The organism is Mycobacterium sp. (genome assembly GCF_039583805.1).
Classification (GTDB): Bacteria; Actinomycetota; Actinomycetes; order Mycobacteriales; family Mycobacteriaceae; genus Mycobacterium.
On the sequence record NZ_JAVKSH010000012.1, the window covers coordinates 7,279 to 26,439 of the forward strand.

Here is a 19,161-nt window from a genome sequence, read left to right on the forward strand (position 1 = left end):
GCCGCCGCCTCCGCCGGGTCCGCCGCTGCCGGTGGGGCCGCCGGGGATGCTGCCGCCGCCTCCGCCGGGTCCGCCGCTGCCGGTGGGGCCGCCGGGCTCCCCGGGCGTCGGCGACGCCGTGGTACCGGTCGACGCCGTCGTTGTGGTCGTTGTGGTTGTGGTGGTGGTGGTGGAGGTTGGCGTCTTGTCAGCACCGCCGCCGCATCCGACCGCGACGAAGAGCATCGCCGCGCCGCCCAGGGTCGCGAGCACCGCTCTGGCTTCAGATTTCATCCGAACTCCCCACGTTCCCTCTCGAGAGCCGAACCGCTCGAAACCCGAGACGTACCCGCGACCCGCGTCGACAAAACATCGCACCGCGCGGGTCCGCCGTTGCCGGCATACGTTCCTGCCTGCCGGGTTCACGTCGGCCAGGGCAACTGCGCGCGAATCAACGGAGCGATCTGGTCCGCCATATACGCATGCCCCGCGTCGTTGGGGTGCACACCGTCGGAGCCGATCAGGTCTGGGTGACCTGAGAACCACTGCTCGGCGATCGGATCGACGAACGTTGCACCCGCCTCCCGTGCCCGGTCGCGGAGGACGTCGCGAACTTCAAGTACGGCCTTGGGTGGATCGGCGGTCGGCCACGGCGGCCCGATCACCAGCAGCCCGGCCGCCGGCGCAACGAATCTGGGCACGTCGAGGGTGGTGCGGATCAGCTCCGACAGCTGTAGGGGGTCCACGCCCTGGTCGTTGCGCGAGCCGAAGAGCACCACCAGCGCATCGTCGGGGCGGACCGCCCGGGCCGCCAGGTCTTCGAAGCGGCTGCCGCGATCCCCGCGTACGCCATACCCCGATCCGCCCTCCGAGGCCACCTCCGGTATGACGTCAATCCCCTGCCGCGCCAGCGCGGGCCACACCCGCGCGGTCCAGGCGCTCGGCCCCCGGCCGCCCTCGTCGGTGCCGCTGGTGTAGGAGTCGCCGATCACCGCGACGTGGCTCCGCGGTGAGCTCAGGTCGACGAGCCGGTACTGACCGGCCGGTCGTTGGCCGCAGACGCCGACTACCAGCGTCAGCGCGACGGCCAGAGCAGGGATCCGAACCACTGCGACCTCCCCTGTCGACGTCGGCCACGCCGTGCGGCAGCACCATCCGGGCTGTGCCGGACGAACCGCTATCCCGCGCGCGCCGAGATCGACTGCGGCCGCGGGTCCGTGGCGCGGTCGATCGATTGAATCTTGCCATTCACCGGCCGTGCGGGTGGACCTTTCAGCGCGCGGCCGGCCGGATCGGACTCCACCACCCGCACGTCGAGCAATCTGCGCATCCAGCGACGAGCGGGCTCCTCGACGGCATGGAACAGCAGGATCGCGGCACCCACGGCGACGGCGAACAGGCCGACGACGATAGCCGCGCCCGCCCGGCCGTGCAGGGTGAGCTCGAACTGCCGCGCGGTCCAGATCCACGCGGTGTGCACCAGCTCGTGAACCATGTACAGGCAGAACGAAATCTGGCCGCCGAACACCATCAGCTTGGTGGACAGCAGCCTCGGCAGGCTGCCGGTGCCGACAGCCAGCGTCAACACCAGCGGCACGAACAAGACGTCGACCAGCCCGCCGCTGTCTTGGACGCCGGACAGCGGATGTGCGTCGAACCAGTACAGCAGACCCACGGTGGCCGCGGCCAGCAGCGCCGACAGGTAGCCGACGCGGCAACGAGCACGATCGGTCGGACGTAACCGGGTGACGACGGCGCCGACGAGTGCGCCGGCGGTGAACTCCATGACGATGCGCGGCAGCCAGCTCCAAGGCGTGTAGAACTGGCCGCTGATGAGCAGCAACAGCACGGGTGGCAGCGAAGCGGCGACCGCCAGCCACATCAGGGTGCGTGCCCGGGTGCCGTGCGCCATCCGAAAGATCGCCAGCACCAGCACGCCGAACAACAGATAGGCCAGCCACTCCGCGCTGATCGACCAGGCCGGCCCGTCCCAGCTCGAGTCGTCGAAGAACGGCTGGAACCACAACTGGACCAGCAGGACCTGCCGCACGTAGCTGACCGCGGTCAGCCGGCTCACGTCCTCGGACGGGACATGACCCACGTGCAGGGTGAAGATCACCCACAGCGCGGCCAGGTTCAAGGTGACCAGATACACCGGCCAGACTCGAGCCAGCCGCAGCCACAGGAAGTGCAGCGTCGCGCGTGCCGACCACGACCTGCCCATCCGATCCAGGTAGTTCCAGGTCAGCACGAAACCGCTGAGGATGAAGAACAGGTCGACGCCCTGCGCGCCGCAGTTGAGCACCGGGGCCAGCGCGTCGCTGAACCCGGGCGCTGCGTCGCGCAACAGCGGCCGGAAGTGGAACAGCACGACCCAGACGGCGGCGACGATGCGAAGTCCGGTGAGGGCCTTGATCTCTCCGCTGCGCACCGCATTCACTCCGTGAGCCCACCGCTTCTGATTGACACGCGGCCGTGTTGGCTGATCGGCGCGCCGCCCGCCTGCCGCCTCGACAGCCGACGGCCTTCGGAGGGTACCAGTCGCGGCAGCGCCAACCGTGCAACGGCGATACCGACATACCCGACCAAACTCTTGACCGATTCCAAAAAAAGGAGTGGTATGTCAAGGATGGTGCGCTGTCCGGAGTACGCGGAGCAACTGCGCACGGCGGACCTTCGGGTGACGCGACCACGGGTGGCTGTGCTGGAAGCTGTGCACTCCCACCCGCACGCCGACACCGACGGCGTGTTCGCTGCCGTGCGGCGCGAGCTGCCCACGGTGTCTCGCCAAGCGGTCTACGACGTCCTGCATGCCTTGACCGCGGCGGGCCTGCTGCGGCGGATTCAGCCCTCGGGGCATGTCGCCCGCTACGAATCGCGCGTCGCCGACAACCACCACCACATGGTCTGCCGGTCCTGCGGAGTGATCGCCGACGTCGACTGCGCCGTCGGGCAGGCACCCTGCCTGACCCCGTCGGACGGTGGCGGCTCTCTTCAGGGTTTCGCCTTCGACGAAGCCGAGGTCATCTACTGGGGGCTATGCCCCGGTTGCTCGACGTCACAAACCCGACCTAATTCCCCTACCCCCGAAAGGAAATCCGATGTCTGACAGTGAATGCCCGGCAATGGCCGCCGCCACACCCACGCAGAATCGAGCCATGACGAACCGGGATTGGTGGCCGGATCAGCTGGACCTGCGTGTGCTCCATCAGAACTCGCCGCTGGCCAACCCTATGGGCGGCGACTTCAACTACGCCGCAGAGTTCAAGGCCCTCGACGTCGAGGCGCTCAAGCGGGACCTCTTCGCGTTGATGAAGGACTCGCAGGACTGGTGGCCGGCCGACTACGGGCACTACGGGCCGCTTTTCATCAGGATGGCGTGGCATGCTGCGGGCACCTACCGCATCCACGACGGCCGCGGTGGCGCCGGCCAGGGCGCCCAGCGCTTCGCGCCGCTGAACAGCTGGCCCGACAACGTCATCCTCGACAAGGCACGCCGGTTGCTGTGGCCGGTCAAGAAGAAGTACGGCCGCACGATCTCCTGGGCGGATCTGATGATCTTCGCCGGCAACTGCGCCTACGAGTCCATGGGGTTCTCCACGTTGGGCTTCGGCTTCGGCAGGCAGGACATCTGGGAGCCCGACGAGGTCTACTGGGGCCCCGAGGACACCTGGCTCGGTGACGAGCGCTACAGCGGCAAGAGGGATCTCGCGAATCCGTTCGGCGCCACGCAGATGGGTCTGATCTACGTGAACCCGGAGGGGCCGAACGGCAAACCGGATCCGGTGGCGGCGGCCATCGACATCCGGGAGACGTTCGCCCGGATGGCGATGAATGACGTCGAGACCGCCGCGTTGATCGTCGGTGGCCACACCGTCGGCAAGACCCACGGCGCCGGACGGTCGGAGCTGGTCGGCCCGGAGCCCGAGGCCGCCCCGATAGAGCAGCAGGGGCTGGGCTGGAAGAGCTCGTTCGGCGCCGGCAAGGGCAGGGACGCGATGGGCAGCGGCCTCGAAGTCGTCTGGACGCCTACACCCACCAAGTGGGACAACAGTTTCCTGGAGACCCTCTACGGCTACGAATGGGAGCTGACCAAGAGCCCCGCCGGCGCCTGGCAGTGGACCGCGCAGGACGCCGAGCCGGTTATCCCCGATCCGTTCGACCCGTCCGCCAAGCGTCTCCCGACGATGCTGACGACGGACCTGTCGATGCGGATGGACCCGATCTACGAGAAGATCACCCGCCGCTGGCTGGACCACCCCGACGAGCTCGAGCACGAGTTCGCCAAAGCGTGGTACAAGCTGCTGCACCGCGACATGGGACCCCTCAGCCGCTACCTCGGCCCGCTGATTCCCGAGCCGCAGCTGTGGCAGGACCCGGTGCCCGACGTCGACCACGAGCTGATCGACGACGCCGATATCGCGGCGCTGAAGAGCACGCTGCTCGGGTCGGGACTGTCCATCCCGCAGCTGGTCGCGACGGCGTGGGCGGCGGCGGCGAGTTTCCGCGGCACCGACAAGCGCGGTGGGGCCAACGGGGCACGGATTCGGCTTGCGCCGCAGAAGGATTGGGAGTCCAACAGCCCGGCCGAGCTGGCCGAGACGCTGCCCGTCCTCGAACGCGTCCAGCAGGACTTCAACGCCGCGCAGCCCGGCGCAAAGAAAGTCTCGCTGGCCGACGTGATCGTGCTGGGCGGCTGCGCAGCCGTCGAGCAGGCGGCGAAGAACGCCGGGTATGACATCACCGTCCCGTTCGCGCCGGGCCGCACCGACGCGTCGCAGGAGCAGACCGACGTGGAGTCGTTCGCGGTGCTCGAACCGAAGGCCGACGGGTTCCGCAACTACCTGCCGGCCGGGGAGAAGCAAGCGCCGGAACGCCTGTTGGTGGACCGGGCCGGTCTGCTGACGTTGACCGCTCCGGAGATGACGGTTCTGATCGGCGGCATGCGGGCGCTGAACGCCAATTTCGGCCACGCGCAGCATGGCGTCTTCACCGACCGGGCCGAGACGTTGACCAACGACTTCTTCGTGAACCTGTGCGACATGGGCAACGAGTGGAAGCCGTCCGAGTCGTCCGAGAACGTCTACGAGGTGCGCGATCGCGCCACCGGCCAGCTCAAGTGGACCGCCACCGCCGTGGACCTGGTATTCGGCTCGAACTCGCAGCTGCGCGCTCTGGCCGAGGTGTACGCCTGCGACGACGGGCAGGACAAGTTCGTGCCCGACTTCGTCGCGGCGTGGACCAAGGTGATGAACCTCGACCGGTTCGACCTGCACTGACTGGGCGACGACGGCACGGCCACGGCACCCAAGTCCGTTCTCACCGAAGTATTAGGGACTGCTCCCGGTGACCTTAAAGTAGCCGGTTAACGTCACGATCACGTTGGAGTGAGCCGGGACACAAGCTGTCCGGCAACGCTGTTCGAGACGTGAGGGGTGTTCGAGACGTGAGGCGCTGATGACGAATTCGATCGGCACGGCTGATTCCCTCGGCGCGCCCCGTGACGGCAATCCCCTATTCGACTGCGGTGGCGCCATGATCAGGGCGCAATGCCGTCACCTGGCGACCGTGGTGAAGGTCAGCGGCGCGATCGACGCCGCGAACGTCGATCGGGTCGGCGAATACTGTCGGCGCTTCATCCTCCCGGACAACGGATTGATCCTGGACTTCACAGAGGTGGATTGCATCTCGGCGCAAGGGATGCGGCTCATCTACCGCTTGGCTGAGGACTGCGGCGCACTCGGCGTCCAGTGGGAACTCGTCGTGGGTCCGGCGGTGGCCCGTGTGCTGACGATCACCGACGGGGAGGCCGGGTTCCCGGTCGCCGGCTCGGTGCACGAGGCGCTGCATCATTTCGCCGACGTCACGTCGGCACGCCGGCGGCTGCTGCTGCCGATGCTCACCAAGACCGCCTAGCGACTCGGCGGCGAGGCGTCGCCCGAGGCGCAACCGCGTATGCTGGCGATCATGCGGTCTAGGCCAGCGGTGATTGTGGCGACGGCGTGTGCGTTCGCGGGCTGGGCCCTGGCCTGCGCCGGCAGCGTCAACGCCGATCCGCCGCCACCGCCGCCGACCCCCGCGACGACCATCGACCACGACGGCACCTTCGCGGTGGGCACAGACGTCGTGCCGGGCACCTACAGCTCCCCCGGCCCCGCCGAACACCGCACCTGCTACTGGAAGCGGGTGGGCGGCGCCAGCGGCAACGAGGTCGTCGACAACGCCCTGACCAAGAAACCTCAGGTCGTGCGGATCGAGGATTCCGACAAGGCGTTCAAAACCGACGGTTGCCAGCCCTGGCAGCTGACCGACCCGGCGAACGCCGACGTCCCCAATCCGGCGGACATGCCGGCGTTGGGCGCGCAAGCCCGCGTGGGATTGGACCTGATCGCCGGTATCGCCGGCCAACACCAGCCGCCGCCGCAGCCGTAGTCATCCGGCCGGTGGGGCCGCCAGCCACTGACGCAGCGTGGCGTACACCGCCGGGTGGTTCAGCAAGTCGAGGTGGTTCAGACCGGTCAGCGTCAGGCCGTGTGCGGCGTCGAACGGGATTCGCCGCGACGTGCCCTGCCCCGATGCGCTTTTCGGCCGAACAACGTGGTCGCCAGCGATCAGGCCGACCGCCGGTGGTGCGGCGGTGGCGGCGACGAAGTGATAGATGGCGCCCGGCAGGAACGGCACCTCGCGGCACCGATCGCGCAGGAACTCGTCCGGATCGGCGTCGCGCCAATCTTCCTCGACACACGCGCCGAAGCGCAGATCCTTGACGCCGTCGCTGCGGGTGTTCACCAGGCGCGCGATGGCGCGGGTCTCGGGCAGCCGGGCCAACGCCCACGACGCCATGTTCACACCCTTCTCCAGGGCGGCGCCCAGATGGGGAGACCCAAGGCAGACAACGTGACTCACCGAGTCGGCCCACCGGTGTCGCTGTTGTCCGCCGTAGTGGCAGGCGCTGCGCGCCACCAGTCCGCCCATCGAATGACCAACCAGGACAAGCTCGTCGACGCCACCGGGCCAGTTCGCCGTCAGCTGCACCAGCAGGTCGGCGAGCGCCCGCCCGTTGGCGGAGACGTGTAGTCCGGTGTTGTACCGCAGGTAGACCGGGCTGAACGCCAGGTCCTCGCGCAGCCGTTCGCCGTAGGGACTCGTGTCGTCGCCGTCACGGGGCGCCCGGCACCACGACCGTTCGGTGAGGCACCACCCGTGCACGAAGATGACGACACGGCGGGTCGCCGTCGGGAACGTCGCCGCCAGCGACTCGGGCCTCAGGCCGACGGGCTCGCCGGCGTGCCTGATCTGCATCGCACCGGCCAGCCGGTTGGCCCGCTCGGCCAGCTCGTCGCCATAGAGGCCGTTGACCGCGGCGATGGCGCCGGCCGCACCGGGCCGGGTATCGAGCGCGTCGTCGCGGTCGTCGCCCCAGACTTCAGCGGCCACCGCACCCACCGCGCGCGCGGCGCTCCGCAGACCGCGGCCGACGCCGGCGTAGACGACTCGCGCCAGCCCGTCATGCACGACGCGGGTCGGCGCCGCCGACGGGCCTATCGAGTCGAACACCCGGCCGGCGATACCGGCGTGCATGCCGCACACCAGCGTCGTCACCACCGACGACGCCTCTCCTGCCAGACTGCCGACCGCCCGGATGTCATCGCGTTGCATGCGGCCAGTCTGACATCTTGTTGGTGGACGGATGTGAGCCAGCCTCACGTCCGGCAGATCGGCCGCGGTAGCCGGGGCCGGCTCGGCCGTGAAAGACTCCGCAAGGTTCGCCGAAATCGGTGGACCGCGGGGGCGGGCCGAGGAGATCCTGCGCGCGATGATCGAGGTCTGGGACCGCAAAGCAGAACTGATGGCCCCGTGACTTTGCGCCGGCTCACCGGCGACCAGCGCAACGCGTTCGTCGCCGCGCTGCTGGGCTGGACGATGGACGCGTTCGACTACTTCCTTGTGGTGTTGGTCTACGCCGACATCGCGGAGACGTTCCACCGCACCAGGACCGAGGTCGCGTTCCTGACGACGGCGACCCTGGTGATGCGCCCGGTGGGCGCCCTGCTGTTCGGGCTGTGGGCCGACCGGGTGGGCCGACGGCTGCCGCTGATGGTGGACGTGACGTTCTATTCGGTCGTCGGCTTCCTTTGTGCGTTCGCGCCCAATTTCACTGTGCTGGTGATCCTGCGGCTGCTGTACGGCATCGGCATGGGCGGCGAATGGGGGCTGGGCGCCGCGCTGGCGATGGAGAAGGTTCCGCTCGCGCGACGCGGCTTTTTCTCCGGCCTGCTGCAGGAGGGCTACGCCGTCGGCTACCTGCTGGCCACCCTGGCGTCGCTGGTGGTGATGGACCGGCTGGGGCTGTCCTGGCGGTGGTTGTTCGGTGTGTCCGTCGCCCCGGCCCTGGTCAGCCTCATCATCCGGTACCGGGTGAGTGAATCCGAGGTCTGGAAGGCGACGCGGGACCGGATGCGGTTGACCCGCACCAGGATTCGCGACGTGCTGGCCGACGCTCGCATTGTCCGTCGGTTCGTCTACCTGGTGCTGCTGATGACGGCGTTCAACTGGATGAGCCACGGCACCCAGGACGTCTACCCGACGTTCTTGTCGGCCGGCGCGGATGGTGGCGCCGGTCTTCCCGGCGCCACGGCCAAGTGGATCGTGGTGACATACAACGTCGGGGCGATTCTCGGCGGGCTGCTCTTCGGCGCCCTTTCGCAGCGGTTCGGCCGCCGCCACACCGTCATGTTCTGCGCGGTGCTCGGACTGCCGATCGTGCCGCTATTCGCGTACTCGCGCACCGTGGCGCTGCTGTGTGTGGGCTCGTTTCTGATGCAGGCGGTGGTGCAGGGCGCGTGGGGTGTCATCCCGGCGCATCTGACCGAGATGTCGCCGGACGAGATCCGTGGCCTCTACCCCGGCGTGACCTACCAACTCGGTAATCTGCTGGCCGCGTTCAACCTGCCCATCCAGGAACACCTCGCCGAGTCTCACGGCTACCCGTTAGCGTTGGCCGCGACGATCACGCCGGTGCTGATCCTGGTGGCGCTGCTGACGGCGGTCGGTCAGGACGCCACCGGAATCCGGTTCGGGACCGAGAAAAGTGCCTATGCCTCAGGCAAAGTCGAGTGAATGTGGGGTTGTGCTCACCAGTCTCAACAGCCCCTTCCGTCGCCGGCCGGAGGATGGGGTACCTTCTCAGTTCTGACATCATCGGCGATATCACCTCGCGGCATCACGTCATGGTCGGAGTAGCCGGCGAAGCCAACGGACGCGCCGGCCGCCGCCGAAGTGCCTGCAGTGCCGATTGCGCGGGTCTTGTCGGTGAGGTGAACCAGCCTGTGGCGGTGGCGCAGGTTCCGCGGACTCGGTACGCCCGGTGCGGTGACGATGCCTGCAGCTGGACATCGCCCACCAGGTCGTCGGCGACGGCCCGACGGACCTGCTCGGGCTGCCGGGGCCATCCATCCCGATCGACACCATCGACGCCGAGCCGTCGGTGTACCGCTTCCATCGGCGCCTGGCGTCCTTCAGCCGGGTGATCCGCTTCGACTTCGGCGGCATGGGCCTGTCGTCGCGCGTATCGTCGCCGGACGAGCTTGGACCGAGGTGGGACCTCGCCGGGAACCGCGCCGATGCTCGACGAGATCGAGGAGTTCATCACCGGCGTGCGGGCCGGCTTCGTCGCCGAGCGCGTGCTCACCACGGTAGTCTTCACCGACATCGTCGGCTCCACCGAGCGTGCCGCCGCGCTCGGCGACGACCGGTGGCGAGACCTGCTCGACAACCTTGACAGCATCGTCCGCGACGAGCTCGGACGATTCGGCGGCCGTGAAGTCGACACCGCCGGAGACGGTTTCGTCCGGGCGAGGTCGAGGTGCGCGGCACCTTAAAAGAAGATGTCGGTTAGTACGAGCTCAAAGGCGTGTCCGGCAACGGCACGCGGATGCGCCGCGGTGGCTCTACGCTTGACCGGAGACCGTTCGTCGAGACAGGTGAGGGACCGGCGTCTATGCCGTACGACATTGCCGTCACCGGCGGGCTCGTCGTCGACGGCACCGGGTCACCGGCCCGGCGGGCCGACCTCGCGCTGGCCGGCGACACCATCGTGGACGTGGGCGACGGCACGTACGCGGCCCGGACCGTCCTGGATGCGACCGGATGTGTCGTCGCACCCGGTTTCATCGACCTGCACACCCACGCGGACTTCTCACTGCTGCGCGAGCCGGCGGCGCAAACCCAGCTCTTCCAGGGCGTCACCACGATCGTCACCGGCAATTGCGGCCACTCCCCGTTTCCGATCCGGGATGACGAAAAAGCAAGGCGTTCAATGGGTGTCATCGGGGAAGGCCGGCCAGGCCGCGACGCGTCAGGCGCGGCGGGGTTCGGCGCCGCCGTGATGTCGGCGAACCCGGCGGTGAATGTCGCGCTGCAACTGGGGCACAATGCGTTGCGGCGCGCCGTGATGGGCGAAGAAGACCGCCGACCGGCGCCGGCCGAACTCGACGAGATGTGTTCCGTCGTCGCCGATGCCGCGCGGCAGCCGGGCGTCGTCGGGTTCTCCACCGGGTTGATCTACCTGCCGGGCATGTTCGCCGACTCACCCGAGCTGACGACGCTGGCCGGGGCGGCAGCCGATGCGGGACTGCTGTATTCCACCCATATCCGCGACGAGGCGTCGCATCTCGTCGCGGCGGTGCAGGAAGCGATCAGCGTGGCCGAACAGGCGGGCGCGCGCCTGGAGATTTCCCACCTCAAGGCCATGGGCCCGCAGAACTGGGGATCGGTCCGCGACGCACTCGCGCTCATCGATGCCGCACGTGACCGAGGGCTTGACGTCACCGCCGACGTCTACCCCTACACCGCGTCGAGCACCGACCTGGCGACACGTCTGCCCAGATGGGCGCTGGACGGTGGACGCCCGGCGCTGCTGTCCCGGTTGGCCGACCCCGAGCAGCGCGCACAGATCGCGCATGAGCTGCGCGCGCGGTTCGGGCGCGACGTCGACCCCGACGGAATCATGATCGCGGATCTGCCGCCCGGCGAGTTCAGCCGCTACGTCGGATGGTCGATCGCTGCGGTCGGCGCCGACCGCGACACAGATCCCGCGGAGGCGGCCCTTGACCTGCTGGCGGCGCACCAGGGTGCGGTGCCGATGGTCAACCACGCCATGAGCGACGACGACGTCTGCGCGGTCCTCGCCCACCCGTGGGTGTCGGTCGCCAGCGACGGATGGGTGCTCGCCGCCACCGGGCAGGGCCGCCCACACCCACGCAGCTTCGGCACTTTCGCGCGTGTGCTGCGTCGCTACGTCACGGACACGGGCGTCCTCACCCTCGAAGAGGCCATCCGCAAAATGACCTCGCTGCCGGCGTCCCGCATCGGCGCAGGAAACCGCGGTGTCCTCCGGCCCGGCGCAGTCGGCGACATTGTGGTGTTCGACCCCGAGACAGTCACCGACACAGCCACTTTCACCGACCCGTGGCAGCTGGCGTGCGGTGTCCGCGCGGTGCTTGTCAACGGCGTCGCCGCCATCGCCGACGGGCGGTTCACCGATCGCCGCGCAGGCCGGCTCGTCGAGAGCAGCGCATCTGCATGAGCTCCCCGACACCGGCCGTGGTCCATGAGCTCGCCCAGATCGTCGGCGCGGCGCATGTTCTCACCGATCCCGACACCACCGCCGGATACGTCGTCGACTGGACCGGGCGATGGCACGGCCGCACCGGTGCCGTGGTCCGGCCGGGCAGCACAGCCGAGGTGGCGGCCGTCCTCGCCGCCTGTTCCCGTTTCGGGGCCAAAGTCGTTCCGCAGGGCGGAAACACCGGTCTGGTCGGCGGATCGATTCCCATGGACGGGGAGATCGTGCTGAGCACTCTGCGGCTGACCACGATCGAACACGTCGATCCCGTCGACCGCACGCTCGCCGCCGGCGCGGGCGTCACCATCGCGCAGGCCCAACAGGCGGCACGCCGGCACGGCCTCGACTTCGGCATCGACCTGGCGTCCCGCGATTCGGCGACCCTCGGCGGGATCGTCGCCACCAATGCGGGCGGGGTGCGCGTCATCAAGAACGGCGACACCCGATCTCAGCTGCTCGGTGTCGAAGCGGTCCTGTCCGACGGCCGCGTCCTCACACGGTGGAAAGAGCTCACCAAAGACAACGTCGGCTACGACCTGCCTGGGCTGCTGGCCGGATCCGAGGGAACGCTGGCCGTCATCACCCGCGTCCTGATGCGGCTGATCGTTCCACCGCCCCACACCCTGGTCGCGTTGGTCGCGGTGCCGAAGGTCGGGGACGCCCTGCGCCTCGTCGACAGGCTTGAGCGGGCCGGGTTGACGGTGGAGGCCGCCGAACTGATGACCGGGCCGGGCGTCGAACTGGTGTGCCGCCACCAGCGGCTGCGGCCGCCCTTGGCCGTCGAGGCGCCGTTCCTGCTGCTCGTCGAGGTCGCCGGACAACCCGACACCCGGCTCGCCGAGATTCTCCGCCAGGCCGGCGAATCGGTCCTCGACGCCACCATCGACGAAGGGCCGGCACCGCGACTGTGGCGCTACCGCGAAAGCCACACCGAGTCGATCAGCGCGCAATCCCGCACGCCTGTGGTCAAACTCGACGTGTCCACCCCGTTGCGCGAGATCGAGCAGTTCCTGCAAACCCTCACGGCGGAGATCGCAACGGAGTTCGTCGACGTTCGGACGGTCTGTTTCGGGCACGTCGCCGACGGCAACCTGCACATCAACCTGCTCGACGTCGGCGAGGCCGACCGCGACGCTGTCACTGACCTGGTGCTGCGCCACGTGGTGCGACACGGCGGCAGTATCAGCGCGGAACACGGTGTCGGACGGGCAAAAGCACCCTGGCTGGAACTCGGACGCACCGCGGCGGACATCGACCTGATGAAGGCGATCCGCGCGGCGATCGACCCCGCGGGGCTGCTGAACCCGCAGGTCCTGCCCGCACGCTAGACGGCGGTGTCGTCGCTCAGCGCGCGCCGCAGCAGGTGCATCGCCACCGTCGTCGAGCGCTCGCGGACGTCGGTGCGGTCACCCGGCAGCCGCACTGTCCGGGTGAGCATCCGGCCGTCGGCCAGTGCGACAGCGAAACAGACTGTGCCGACAGGCTTTTCGCCGGTCCCACCACCGGGGCCGGCGATCCCGGTGATCGCCGCCGCGGTGTCGGCCCCGAAGCGGCGCAACGCTCCTGCCGCCATGGCCTCGGCCACCGGCTCGGACACCGCCCCGTGCGCCTCGATCAACGCCGCGTCCACGCCGAGCAGCGTCGTCTTCGCGTCGTTGGCATAGGCCACCACCCCGCCGGCGACGTACGCCGACGAACCCGCCCGCTCGGTCAGCCGCGCCGCCAGCAACCCGGCGGTGCACGACTCCGCCGTCGCGATCCGGCGGCCGGCCAGCAGCGCGGCGACCTGGTCGTCCACCGATGAGCCGTCTTCGGAAAAGATGTGCGGGCCATGCTTTTCGCGCAGCACCTGCATCAGTTGCCGGTACACGCCGGCGGCGTCCGGCTCGTAGCGGGTCACCATCTCGACCTCGCCGCGCCGCAGGCAGGTGGTGATCTCCAGCGCTGCGAAACCGGGCAGCCGGTCCTCGGCCTCGCGCAGGGTCGCGGCCAGCCCGGATTCCGGCAGACCGAACATCCGCACGGTGTCCTGGCGGTACACGGTCCGCCCGGCGATGGCCTGCTGCACGACGGGCGTCTGCACCGCGGTGCGCCACATCGGCTGCAACTCGCGCGGCGGGCCGGGCAGCACCACGACGGTCGGCGCGCCGGGCACCACCACGCCGGGCGCCGTGCCGACCGGGTCGATCACCAGCGCGCCGGCCGGAATCAACGCCTGCTTGCGGTTGGCGGCGCGCACCGCGTCGAAGTCGCCGCCGACCCGCGCCATCAGGGACCTGAGAATCGCCGCGATTTTGTCCTCCAGCGCGGCGTCGAGCACCAGCTCCCGGCCGCAGAACCGGGCCACCGTCGCCACCGTCGCATCGTCGGCGGTCGGGCCCAGGCCGCCGCTGGTCACGATCAGGTGCACGCCTTGGTCGGCCAAAAACCGCAGCTGCGCCTCGATGTCACGCGGGCGGTCACCGCAGATGGTGATGTGCGCCAGCTCCACGCCCAGCTCGAGCAGCCGGTCGGCGATCCACGGACCGTTGCGGTCGGCCACCCGCCCGGTCAACACCTCGGTCCCGGTGACCACGATTCCCGCGCGCACGCCCACCGCTACGACACTAAAGTGTGCCGTCGATCGAGGTGCAGGTGCTGCAGGCCGGCGACGCGCCGCGCCGCGTCAAGGCTCGCCGAGGTGGCGCCGCACCGATTCGACCTTGCGGGTCATCGCGTCGGTGACACCGGCACGCCAGTCCGCTTTGATCACCACGCTCACCCGGGGCGCGCGGGCCGCCACCGCCTCGACGGCGCGCTGCACGACGTCCATCACCTCGCCCCAGCTGTCCCCCTCGATCACGGTGAACATCGAATCCGTCGTGTTGGGCAATCCGGAATCCCGCACCACCCGCACGGCGTCGGCGACGAGGGCGCCGACGCCCTCGCCGACACCGAGAGGGGTGACCGAGAACGCGACAAGCACCGACACCATCACGAGCCTACGCATGGCAGCATCGTGCGTATGCGTGTTCTGGTGCAACGGGTGTCGTCGGCGACGGTGTCCGTCGACGGTCACGCCGTAGGCGCGATCCGGCCCGAGCGCCAGGGGCTGCTCGCCTTCGTCGGCGTGACCCACGGCGACGACACCGGCACTTCGCAGAAGCTCGCCGAAAGGCTCTGGCAGTTAAGGATTCTCGACGACCAACGGTCGGCGTCCGACGTCGGCGCGCCGATCCTGGTGGTCAGCCAGTTCACCCTCTACGCCGACACCGCCAAGGGCCGGCGGCCGTCGTGGAACGCGGCCGCGCCGGCGCCGATCGCCGAGCCGCTGGTCACGGAGTTCGCGGCGGCGCTGCGCCGGCTCGGGGCGCCGGTGGAGACGGGCACCTTCGGCGCGCACATGCGGGTCGACCTGGTCAACGACGGCCCGGTGACGGTGCTGCTGGAACTATGACCGGAGGCGGTTCACGATGAGCACACCCCGATCCACGTGGGTCCGCACTGCGGGCGACGACTGGGACATCGTCAGCAGCGTGGGCTACACCGCGCTGCTGGTGGCCGGATGGCGCGCCGTACACGCCGTCAGCCCGCAGCCCCTGGCGCGCGACGACTACGCGAAGCATTTCGTCGCCGCGTCGGCGGACCCATACCTGACCGGTGTGCTCGCCGCGCCCGCCACCTCGGCGGCCGCCGCCGCGTTCCCGCGGCTCTACGGCACGCAGACCCGGTTTTTCGACGAGTTCTTCCTCTCCGCCGCCGGCGACGGGATACGACAGGCGGTGATCGTTGCGGCGGGCCTGGATAGTCGCGCCTATCGACTCGACTGGCCCGCTGCGACAGACATTTTCGAGATAGACCAGCCCAAGGTCCTCGACTTCAAGGCCGGTGTCCTCGCCGAGCGGGGCGCTGTGCCCAAAGCCCGCCGCAGAGAAGTCGCGGCGGACCTGCGCGACGACTGGACGACACCGTTGACGGCGGCCGGATTCCGGCCCCGACGACGCACCGCCTGGTCGGTGGAGGGACTGCTGCCCTATTTGACCGGCGCCGCCCGGGAGACGTTGTTCACCGGTATCGACGGGCTGTCGGCACCGGGCAGCCGGGTCGCGGTGGGTGCGCTCGGCTCGCGTCTGGACTCCGCGCAGCTCGCCGCGCTGGAAACGGTTTACCCCGGGGTCAACCTCTCCGGTGACGTAGACTTTTCCGCGCTCACCTACGACGACGAGACACCCGGCCCGGCGCAGTGGCTGGCCGATCACGGCTGGGCCGTCGACCCGGTGCGCACCACGCTGGAGTTGCAGGCCGGCTACGGACGCACGCCGCCCGAGGTGGACCGCCGCATCGACGCGATCATGCGCTCGGAGTACGTCACCGCGACACGCGCGCGGCCCTAGAACTGCCTGTGCGGAACGTCGGTAACCAGGCCGCCGTCCATGACGAACTCCGAACCGGTGGCATACGACGACTCGTCGCTGGCCAGGAACAGCACGAACGTCGACACCTCGCCGGACTGGCCGGGCCGGCCCAGCGGAACGGTGACAAGGTCGTCGGGGAAGTGCTTGGTCATCGGGGTGCGGATGAAGCCCGGGTGAATCGAGTTGACCCGGATGTTGTGCGGCGCCAACTCCAGCGCCGCCGACTTGGACAGCCCGCGCACCGCCCACTTGGACGCCACATAGGGGTGCACCATCGGGGCGCCGCGCAGCCCCTCGATCGAGGACACGTTGATGATCGAACCGCCGCCGGCGGCGATCATCGGCTCGACAGCCACCCGCATGCCCAGGAAAGTGCCGGTGAGGTTGACGTCGATGACCTTGTGCCACTTCGCCATGTCGAACGTGTGCAGCTGGCCCAGCGCCACGATGCCTGCGTTGTTGACCAACACGTTGAGCGTGCCGAACTCCTCGACCGTGGTCGCCGCCGCCGCTTCCCACTGCTCGAGTTCGGTGACGTCGAGGTGCACGTAGCGCGCCGCGGGTCCGAGGTCGTCGGCCAGCGCCTTGCCCTCGTCGTCGAGGAGGTCGCCGATGACCACCTTGGCGCCCTCGTCGACGAGCAGCCGGGCGTGGGCCGCTCCCATCCCCCGGGCCCCGCCGCTGATCAGTGCAACTTTTCCGTCCACGCGTCCCATGACGGGTCAGGCTACCGCAACCAACTAGAACCTGTTCCAGCGCGGCCCGGCGATCAGCGGCAGGTCAAGGGTGGTTCTGATCCCGGGCTCTGCCGCCACCACCGCCGGGATGGCGTTGACGATCCGCCCGGCCGCCCCCACGATCGCCGCGTGGTTGTGGTCGCCGTGGCGGCTCGTCGGACAGATGTCGACGGCGTACGACGGCTCGCCGGCGATCTCGACACGGTAGGAACCACCGGGCTGCGCGGGCTGCGGCCAGTCCGGGCGCAGATCCTCCCGCAACCGCGTCACGTGCTCGACCACGATCGCCGGCCGGCCCCCGACCATGCCGCGTATCTCGAAGCGCAGCGCGGCGACGCTGCCCCGGGGCACGTGGCCCGCCGCGATGTCGAACGCCTCCGGCGCCGGCTCGCGCTCACAGCTGTCGGTGATCTCGTCGACCTCGATGCCGAGTCCGGCCGCCAGTTGCCGGATCGTGGTCCCCCACGCGATGCCCAACACGCCGGGCTGCAGCAGGATCGGCAGCTCGTCGAGCGGCCTGCCGAAGCCCATCACGTCGAACATCACCGTCGCGCCGTCGTAGGTGGCGTAGTCGGCGATCTCCATGCAGCGCACCCGCTCGACGCGCTGACAGGTTCCCGCCAGCGCAAACGGGAGCAGGTCGTTGGCGAAACCCGGGTCGACGCCGGTGATGAACACACTCGACTTACCAAGGTGCGCAGCCTCTTCGATCGGTGAGATGTACTTGTCGGGCATCAGTCGCCACGGGAACTGCAGCACACCGGGCGCCGATCCGACGACGTTGACGCCAGCGGCCAGCAGGCGGCGGCAGTCCGCCATGGCCTCGGGTGTGCGGGTGTCACCCATCGCGCAGTACACCGCGCAGTCGGGCCGGGCGGCCAGCACAGCATCGAAGTCGTCGGTGGCGGCGACGCCGGTCGTGACGTCGAGGCCGGCCAACTCCCCCGCGTCCCGGCCCACCTTGGCCCGCGACGACACCCACACGCCGGTCAACTCGAAGCGGGGGTCGCCGACCAGTTGGTTCAGCGCCAGGCGGCCGACATTTCCGGTACCGATGTGAGCGACGCGGATGGCCATACCGTTCCTTACGACTTTTCCGTCTCGTGCGGCCGCGGTTGCGGTGCCGTGCGACACCGTACCGCCCCGGGTACTAAACTAGAACACGTTTCACTTCGCCGGCCGGACCCTGGGAGGAGCAGGAATGCACACTCGCATCTGCGACGAGTTGGGCATCGAGTTTCCCATCTTCGCCTTCACCCACTGCCGAGACGTCGTCGTCGCGGTCAGCAAGGCCGGCGGCTTCGGGGTGCTCGGCGCGGTCGGCTTCACCCCGGAGCAGCTGGAGATCGAGCTCAACTGGATCGACGACAACATCGGCGACCACCACTACGGCGTGGACATCGTGATCCCCAACAAGTACGAGGGCATGGACTCGCAGCTGTCCGCCGAGGAACTCACCAAACAGTTGCAGTCGATGGTGCCGCAGGAGCACCTGGACTTCGCCCGCAAGATCCTCGCCGACCACGGTGTCCCGGTGGAGCACAGCGACCAGGATGCGCTGCGGCTGCTCGGCTGGACCGAGGCGACCGCGACCCCGCAGGTCGAGGTGGCGTTGCGGCACCCGAAGATGACGCTGATCGCCAACGCGCTGGGCACCCCGCCCGCCGACATGATCAAGCACATTCACGACTCCGGGCGCAAGGTGGCCGCGCTGTGCGGCTCGCCGTCTCAGGCCCGCAAACACGCCGACGCCGACGTCGACATCATCATCGCCCAGGGCGGCGAGGGCGGCGGGCACTGCGGCGAGGTGGGCTCGATCGTGTTGTGGCCGCAGGTCGTCGCGGAGGTCGCGCCGCGACCGGTGCTGGCGGCCGGCGGCATCGGCAGCGGGCAGCAGATCGCCGCGGCGCTGGCGCTGGGCGCGCAGGGCGCCTGGACCGGTTCGCAGTGGCTGATGGTCGAGGAAGCATCGAACACCGCTGTCCAGCAGGCCGCGTATGCCGCGGCGACCAGCCGCGACACCGTGCGCAGCCGCTCCTTCACCGGCAAGCCGGCCCGGATGCTGCGCAACGACTGGACCGAGGCCTGGGAACAGCCCGGTAACCCCAAGCCGCTCGGCATGCCGTTGCAGTACATGGTGTCCGGTATGGCCGTCGCGGCGACGCAGAAATACCCGAACGAGGCGAAAGACGTCGCGTTCAACCCGGTCGGGCAGGTCGTCGGGCAGTTCACCAAGGTGGAGAAGACGGCGACGGTGATCGAGCGCTGGGTGCGGGAGTACCTGGAGGCGACCAGCCGGCTCGACGAACTCAACGCCGCTGCGACGTCGTGACGGCGATCGCCCGCCGAACGTAGACCACCGGCCCGCCGGTCGGGTTTGATAGCCACAGGCGGGCGACACACGGGTGGCGGGTCAGGTGAGCGA

At 69.3% G+C, this 19,161-nt stretch carries 18 protein-coding genes and 1 pseudogene; 11 read left to right on the top strand and 8 right to left on the bottom strand.

Annotation, left to right across the window (positions count from 1 at the left end):
• The 3 genes from ABDW21_RS02730 to ABDW21_RS02740 form a co-directional block, all read right to left on the bottom strand.
• A partial coding sequence (locus tag ABDW21_RS02730; RefSeq protein ID WP_343710031.1) for a hypothetical protein occupies positions 1 to 273 on the bottom strand: 273 nt, incomplete at its 3' end.
• 128 nt (positions 274 to 401) lie between these two features.
• Positions 402 to 1,088, bottom strand: a complete 687-nt coding sequence (locus ABDW21_RS02735; protein WP_343599207.1) for a GDSL lipase — start codon at positions 1,086 to 1,088, stop codon at positions 402 to 404.
• Positions 1,089 to 1,156: 68 nt separating this feature from the next.
• The gene (locus tag ABDW21_RS02740) at positions 1,157 to 2,410 is read right to left on the bottom strand and encodes an acyltransferase (protein WP_343599208.1); all 1,254 of its coding nucleotides are present in this window, start codon (positions 2,408 to 2,410) and stop codon (positions 1,157 to 1,159) included.
• A 198-nt stretch (positions 2,411 to 2,608) separates the two neighbouring features.
• Between ABDW21_RS02740 and ABDW21_RS02745 the strand changes: the two genes are divergently transcribed.
• The 4 genes from ABDW21_RS02745 to ABDW21_RS02760 all read left to right on the top strand — a co-directional run bounded on the left by ABDW21_RS02745 (position 2,609) and on the right by ABDW21_RS02760 (position 6,411).
• Positions 2,609 to 3,088: a Fur family transcriptional regulator gene (locus ABDW21_RS02745; RefSeq protein ID WP_343599276.1), complete on the top strand. Its 480-nt coding sequence runs from the start codon at positions 2,609 to 2,611 to the stop codon at positions 3,086 to 3,088.
• Positions 3,081 to 5,258, top strand: a complete 2,178-nt coding sequence (gene katG / locus ABDW21_RS02750; RefSeq protein WP_343599209.1) for a catalase/peroxidase HPI — start codon at positions 3,081 to 3,083, stop codon at positions 5,256 to 5,258. Before ABDW21_RS02745 ends, katG begins: the two co-directional genes overlap by 8 nt.
• 178 nt (positions 5,259 to 5,436) lie before the next feature.
• Entirely contained in the window at positions 5,437 to 5,895 is a 459-nt protein-coding gene (locus tag ABDW21_RS02755; RefSeq protein ID WP_343599211.1) for an STAS domain-containing protein, read from the top strand.
• Between the two features lie 51 nt (positions 5,896 to 5,946).
• Entirely contained in the window at positions 5,947 to 6,411 is a 465-nt protein-coding gene (locus ABDW21_RS02760) for a hypothetical protein (protein WP_343599212.1), read from the top strand.
• Here the strand turns inward: ABDW21_RS02760 and ABDW21_RS02765 are convergent, their stop codons facing one another.
• Positions 6,412 to 7,638: an alpha/beta fold hydrolase gene (locus tag ABDW21_RS02765; protein WP_343599213.1), complete on the bottom strand. Its 1,227-nt coding sequence runs from the start codon at positions 7,636 to 7,638 to the stop codon at positions 6,412 to 6,414.
• Between the two features lie 198 nt (positions 7,639 to 7,836).
• Between ABDW21_RS02765 and ABDW21_RS02770 the strand changes: the two genes are divergently transcribed.
• The 4 genes and pseudogenes from ABDW21_RS02770 to ABDW21_RS02785 all read left to right on the top strand — a co-directional run bounded on the left by ABDW21_RS02770 (position 7,837) and on the right by ABDW21_RS02785 (position 12,933).
• Positions 7,837 to 9,099 (top strand): MFS transporter, encoded by a 1,263-nt coding sequence (locus tag ABDW21_RS02770; RefSeq protein WP_343599215.1) that lies wholly within the window; start codon positions 7,837 to 7,839, stop codon positions 9,097 to 9,099.
• Positions 9,100 to 9,314: 215 nt separating this feature from the next.
• Positions 9,315 to 9,830 (top strand): annotated as a pseudogene (locus ABDW21_RS02775) (hypothetical protein); the annotation flags it as partial.
• 149 nt (positions 9,831 to 9,979) lie between these two features.
• On the top strand, positions 9,980 to 11,566 hold the full coding sequence (locus ABDW21_RS02780) for a D-aminoacylase (protein ID WP_343710032.1): 1,587 nt from the start codon (positions 9,980 to 9,982) through the stop codon (positions 11,564 to 11,566).
• A complete protein-coding gene (locus tag ABDW21_RS02785; RefSeq protein WP_343599219.1) occupies positions 11,563 to 12,933 on the top strand; it encodes an FAD-binding oxidoreductase in 1,371 nt (456 codons plus the stop codon). Before ABDW21_RS02780 ends, ABDW21_RS02785 begins: the two co-directional genes overlap by 4 nt.
• Here the strand turns inward: ABDW21_RS02785 and ABDW21_RS02790 are convergent.
• Together ABDW21_RS02790 and ABDW21_RS02795 are read right to left on the bottom strand one after the other, a co-directional pair.
• Positions 12,930 to 14,201, bottom strand: coding sequence for a competence/damage-inducible protein A (locus ABDW21_RS02790; protein ID WP_343599221.1), 1,272 nt, complete (start codon positions 14,199 to 14,201; stop codon positions 12,930 to 12,932). The two genes, ABDW21_RS02785 and ABDW21_RS02790, sit on opposite strands and share 4 nt — an antisense overlap.
• Positions 14,202 to 14,270: 69 nt before the next feature.
• Positions 14,271 to 14,576, bottom strand: a complete 306-nt coding sequence (locus ABDW21_RS02795; protein ID WP_343599278.1) for an MTH1187 family thiamine-binding protein — start codon at positions 14,574 to 14,576, stop codon at positions 14,271 to 14,273.
• 33 nt (positions 14,577 to 14,609) lie between these two features.
• On the opposite strand from ABDW21_RS02795, the gene dtd reads away from it, so the two are divergent.
• Both dtd and ABDW21_RS02805 read left to right on the top strand, forming a co-directional pair.
• Complete coding sequence (gene dtd, locus ABDW21_RS02800; RefSeq protein ID WP_343599223.1) at positions 14,610 to 15,041, top strand: D-aminoacyl-tRNA deacylase; 432 nt, start codon at positions 14,610 to 14,612, stop codon at positions 15,039 to 15,041.
• 16 nt (positions 15,042 to 15,057) lie between these two features.
• Positions 15,058 to 15,978 (top strand): class I SAM-dependent methyltransferase, encoded by a 921-nt coding sequence (locus ABDW21_RS02805; RefSeq protein ID WP_343599225.1) that lies wholly within the window; start codon positions 15,058 to 15,060, stop codon positions 15,976 to 15,978.
• Here the strand turns inward: ABDW21_RS02805 and ABDW21_RS02810 are convergent.
• Together ABDW21_RS02810 and ABDW21_RS02815 are read right to left on the bottom strand one after the other, a co-directional pair.
• Positions 15,975 to 16,715 (bottom strand): glucose 1-dehydrogenase, encoded by a 741-nt coding sequence (locus ABDW21_RS02810; RefSeq protein ID WP_343599227.1) that lies wholly within the window; start codon positions 16,713 to 16,715, stop codon positions 15,975 to 15,977. The genes ABDW21_RS02805 and ABDW21_RS02810 overlap by 4 nt on opposite strands.
• 24 nt (positions 16,716 to 16,739) lie before the next feature.
• Complete coding sequence (locus tag ABDW21_RS02815; RefSeq protein ID WP_343599229.1) at positions 16,740 to 17,813, bottom strand: diacylglycerol kinase; 1,074 nt, start codon at positions 17,811 to 17,813, stop codon at positions 16,740 to 16,742.
• Between the two features lie 124 nt (positions 17,814 to 17,937).
• Here ABDW21_RS02815 and ABDW21_RS02820 point away from each other — a divergent pair, with 124 nt between their 5' ends.
• Positions 17,938 to 19,068, top strand: a complete 1,131-nt coding sequence (locus ABDW21_RS02820; protein WP_343599231.1) for a nitronate monooxygenase family protein — start codon at positions 17,938 to 17,940, stop codon at positions 19,066 to 19,068.
• Positions 19,069 to 19,161 lie beyond the last annotated feature (93 nt).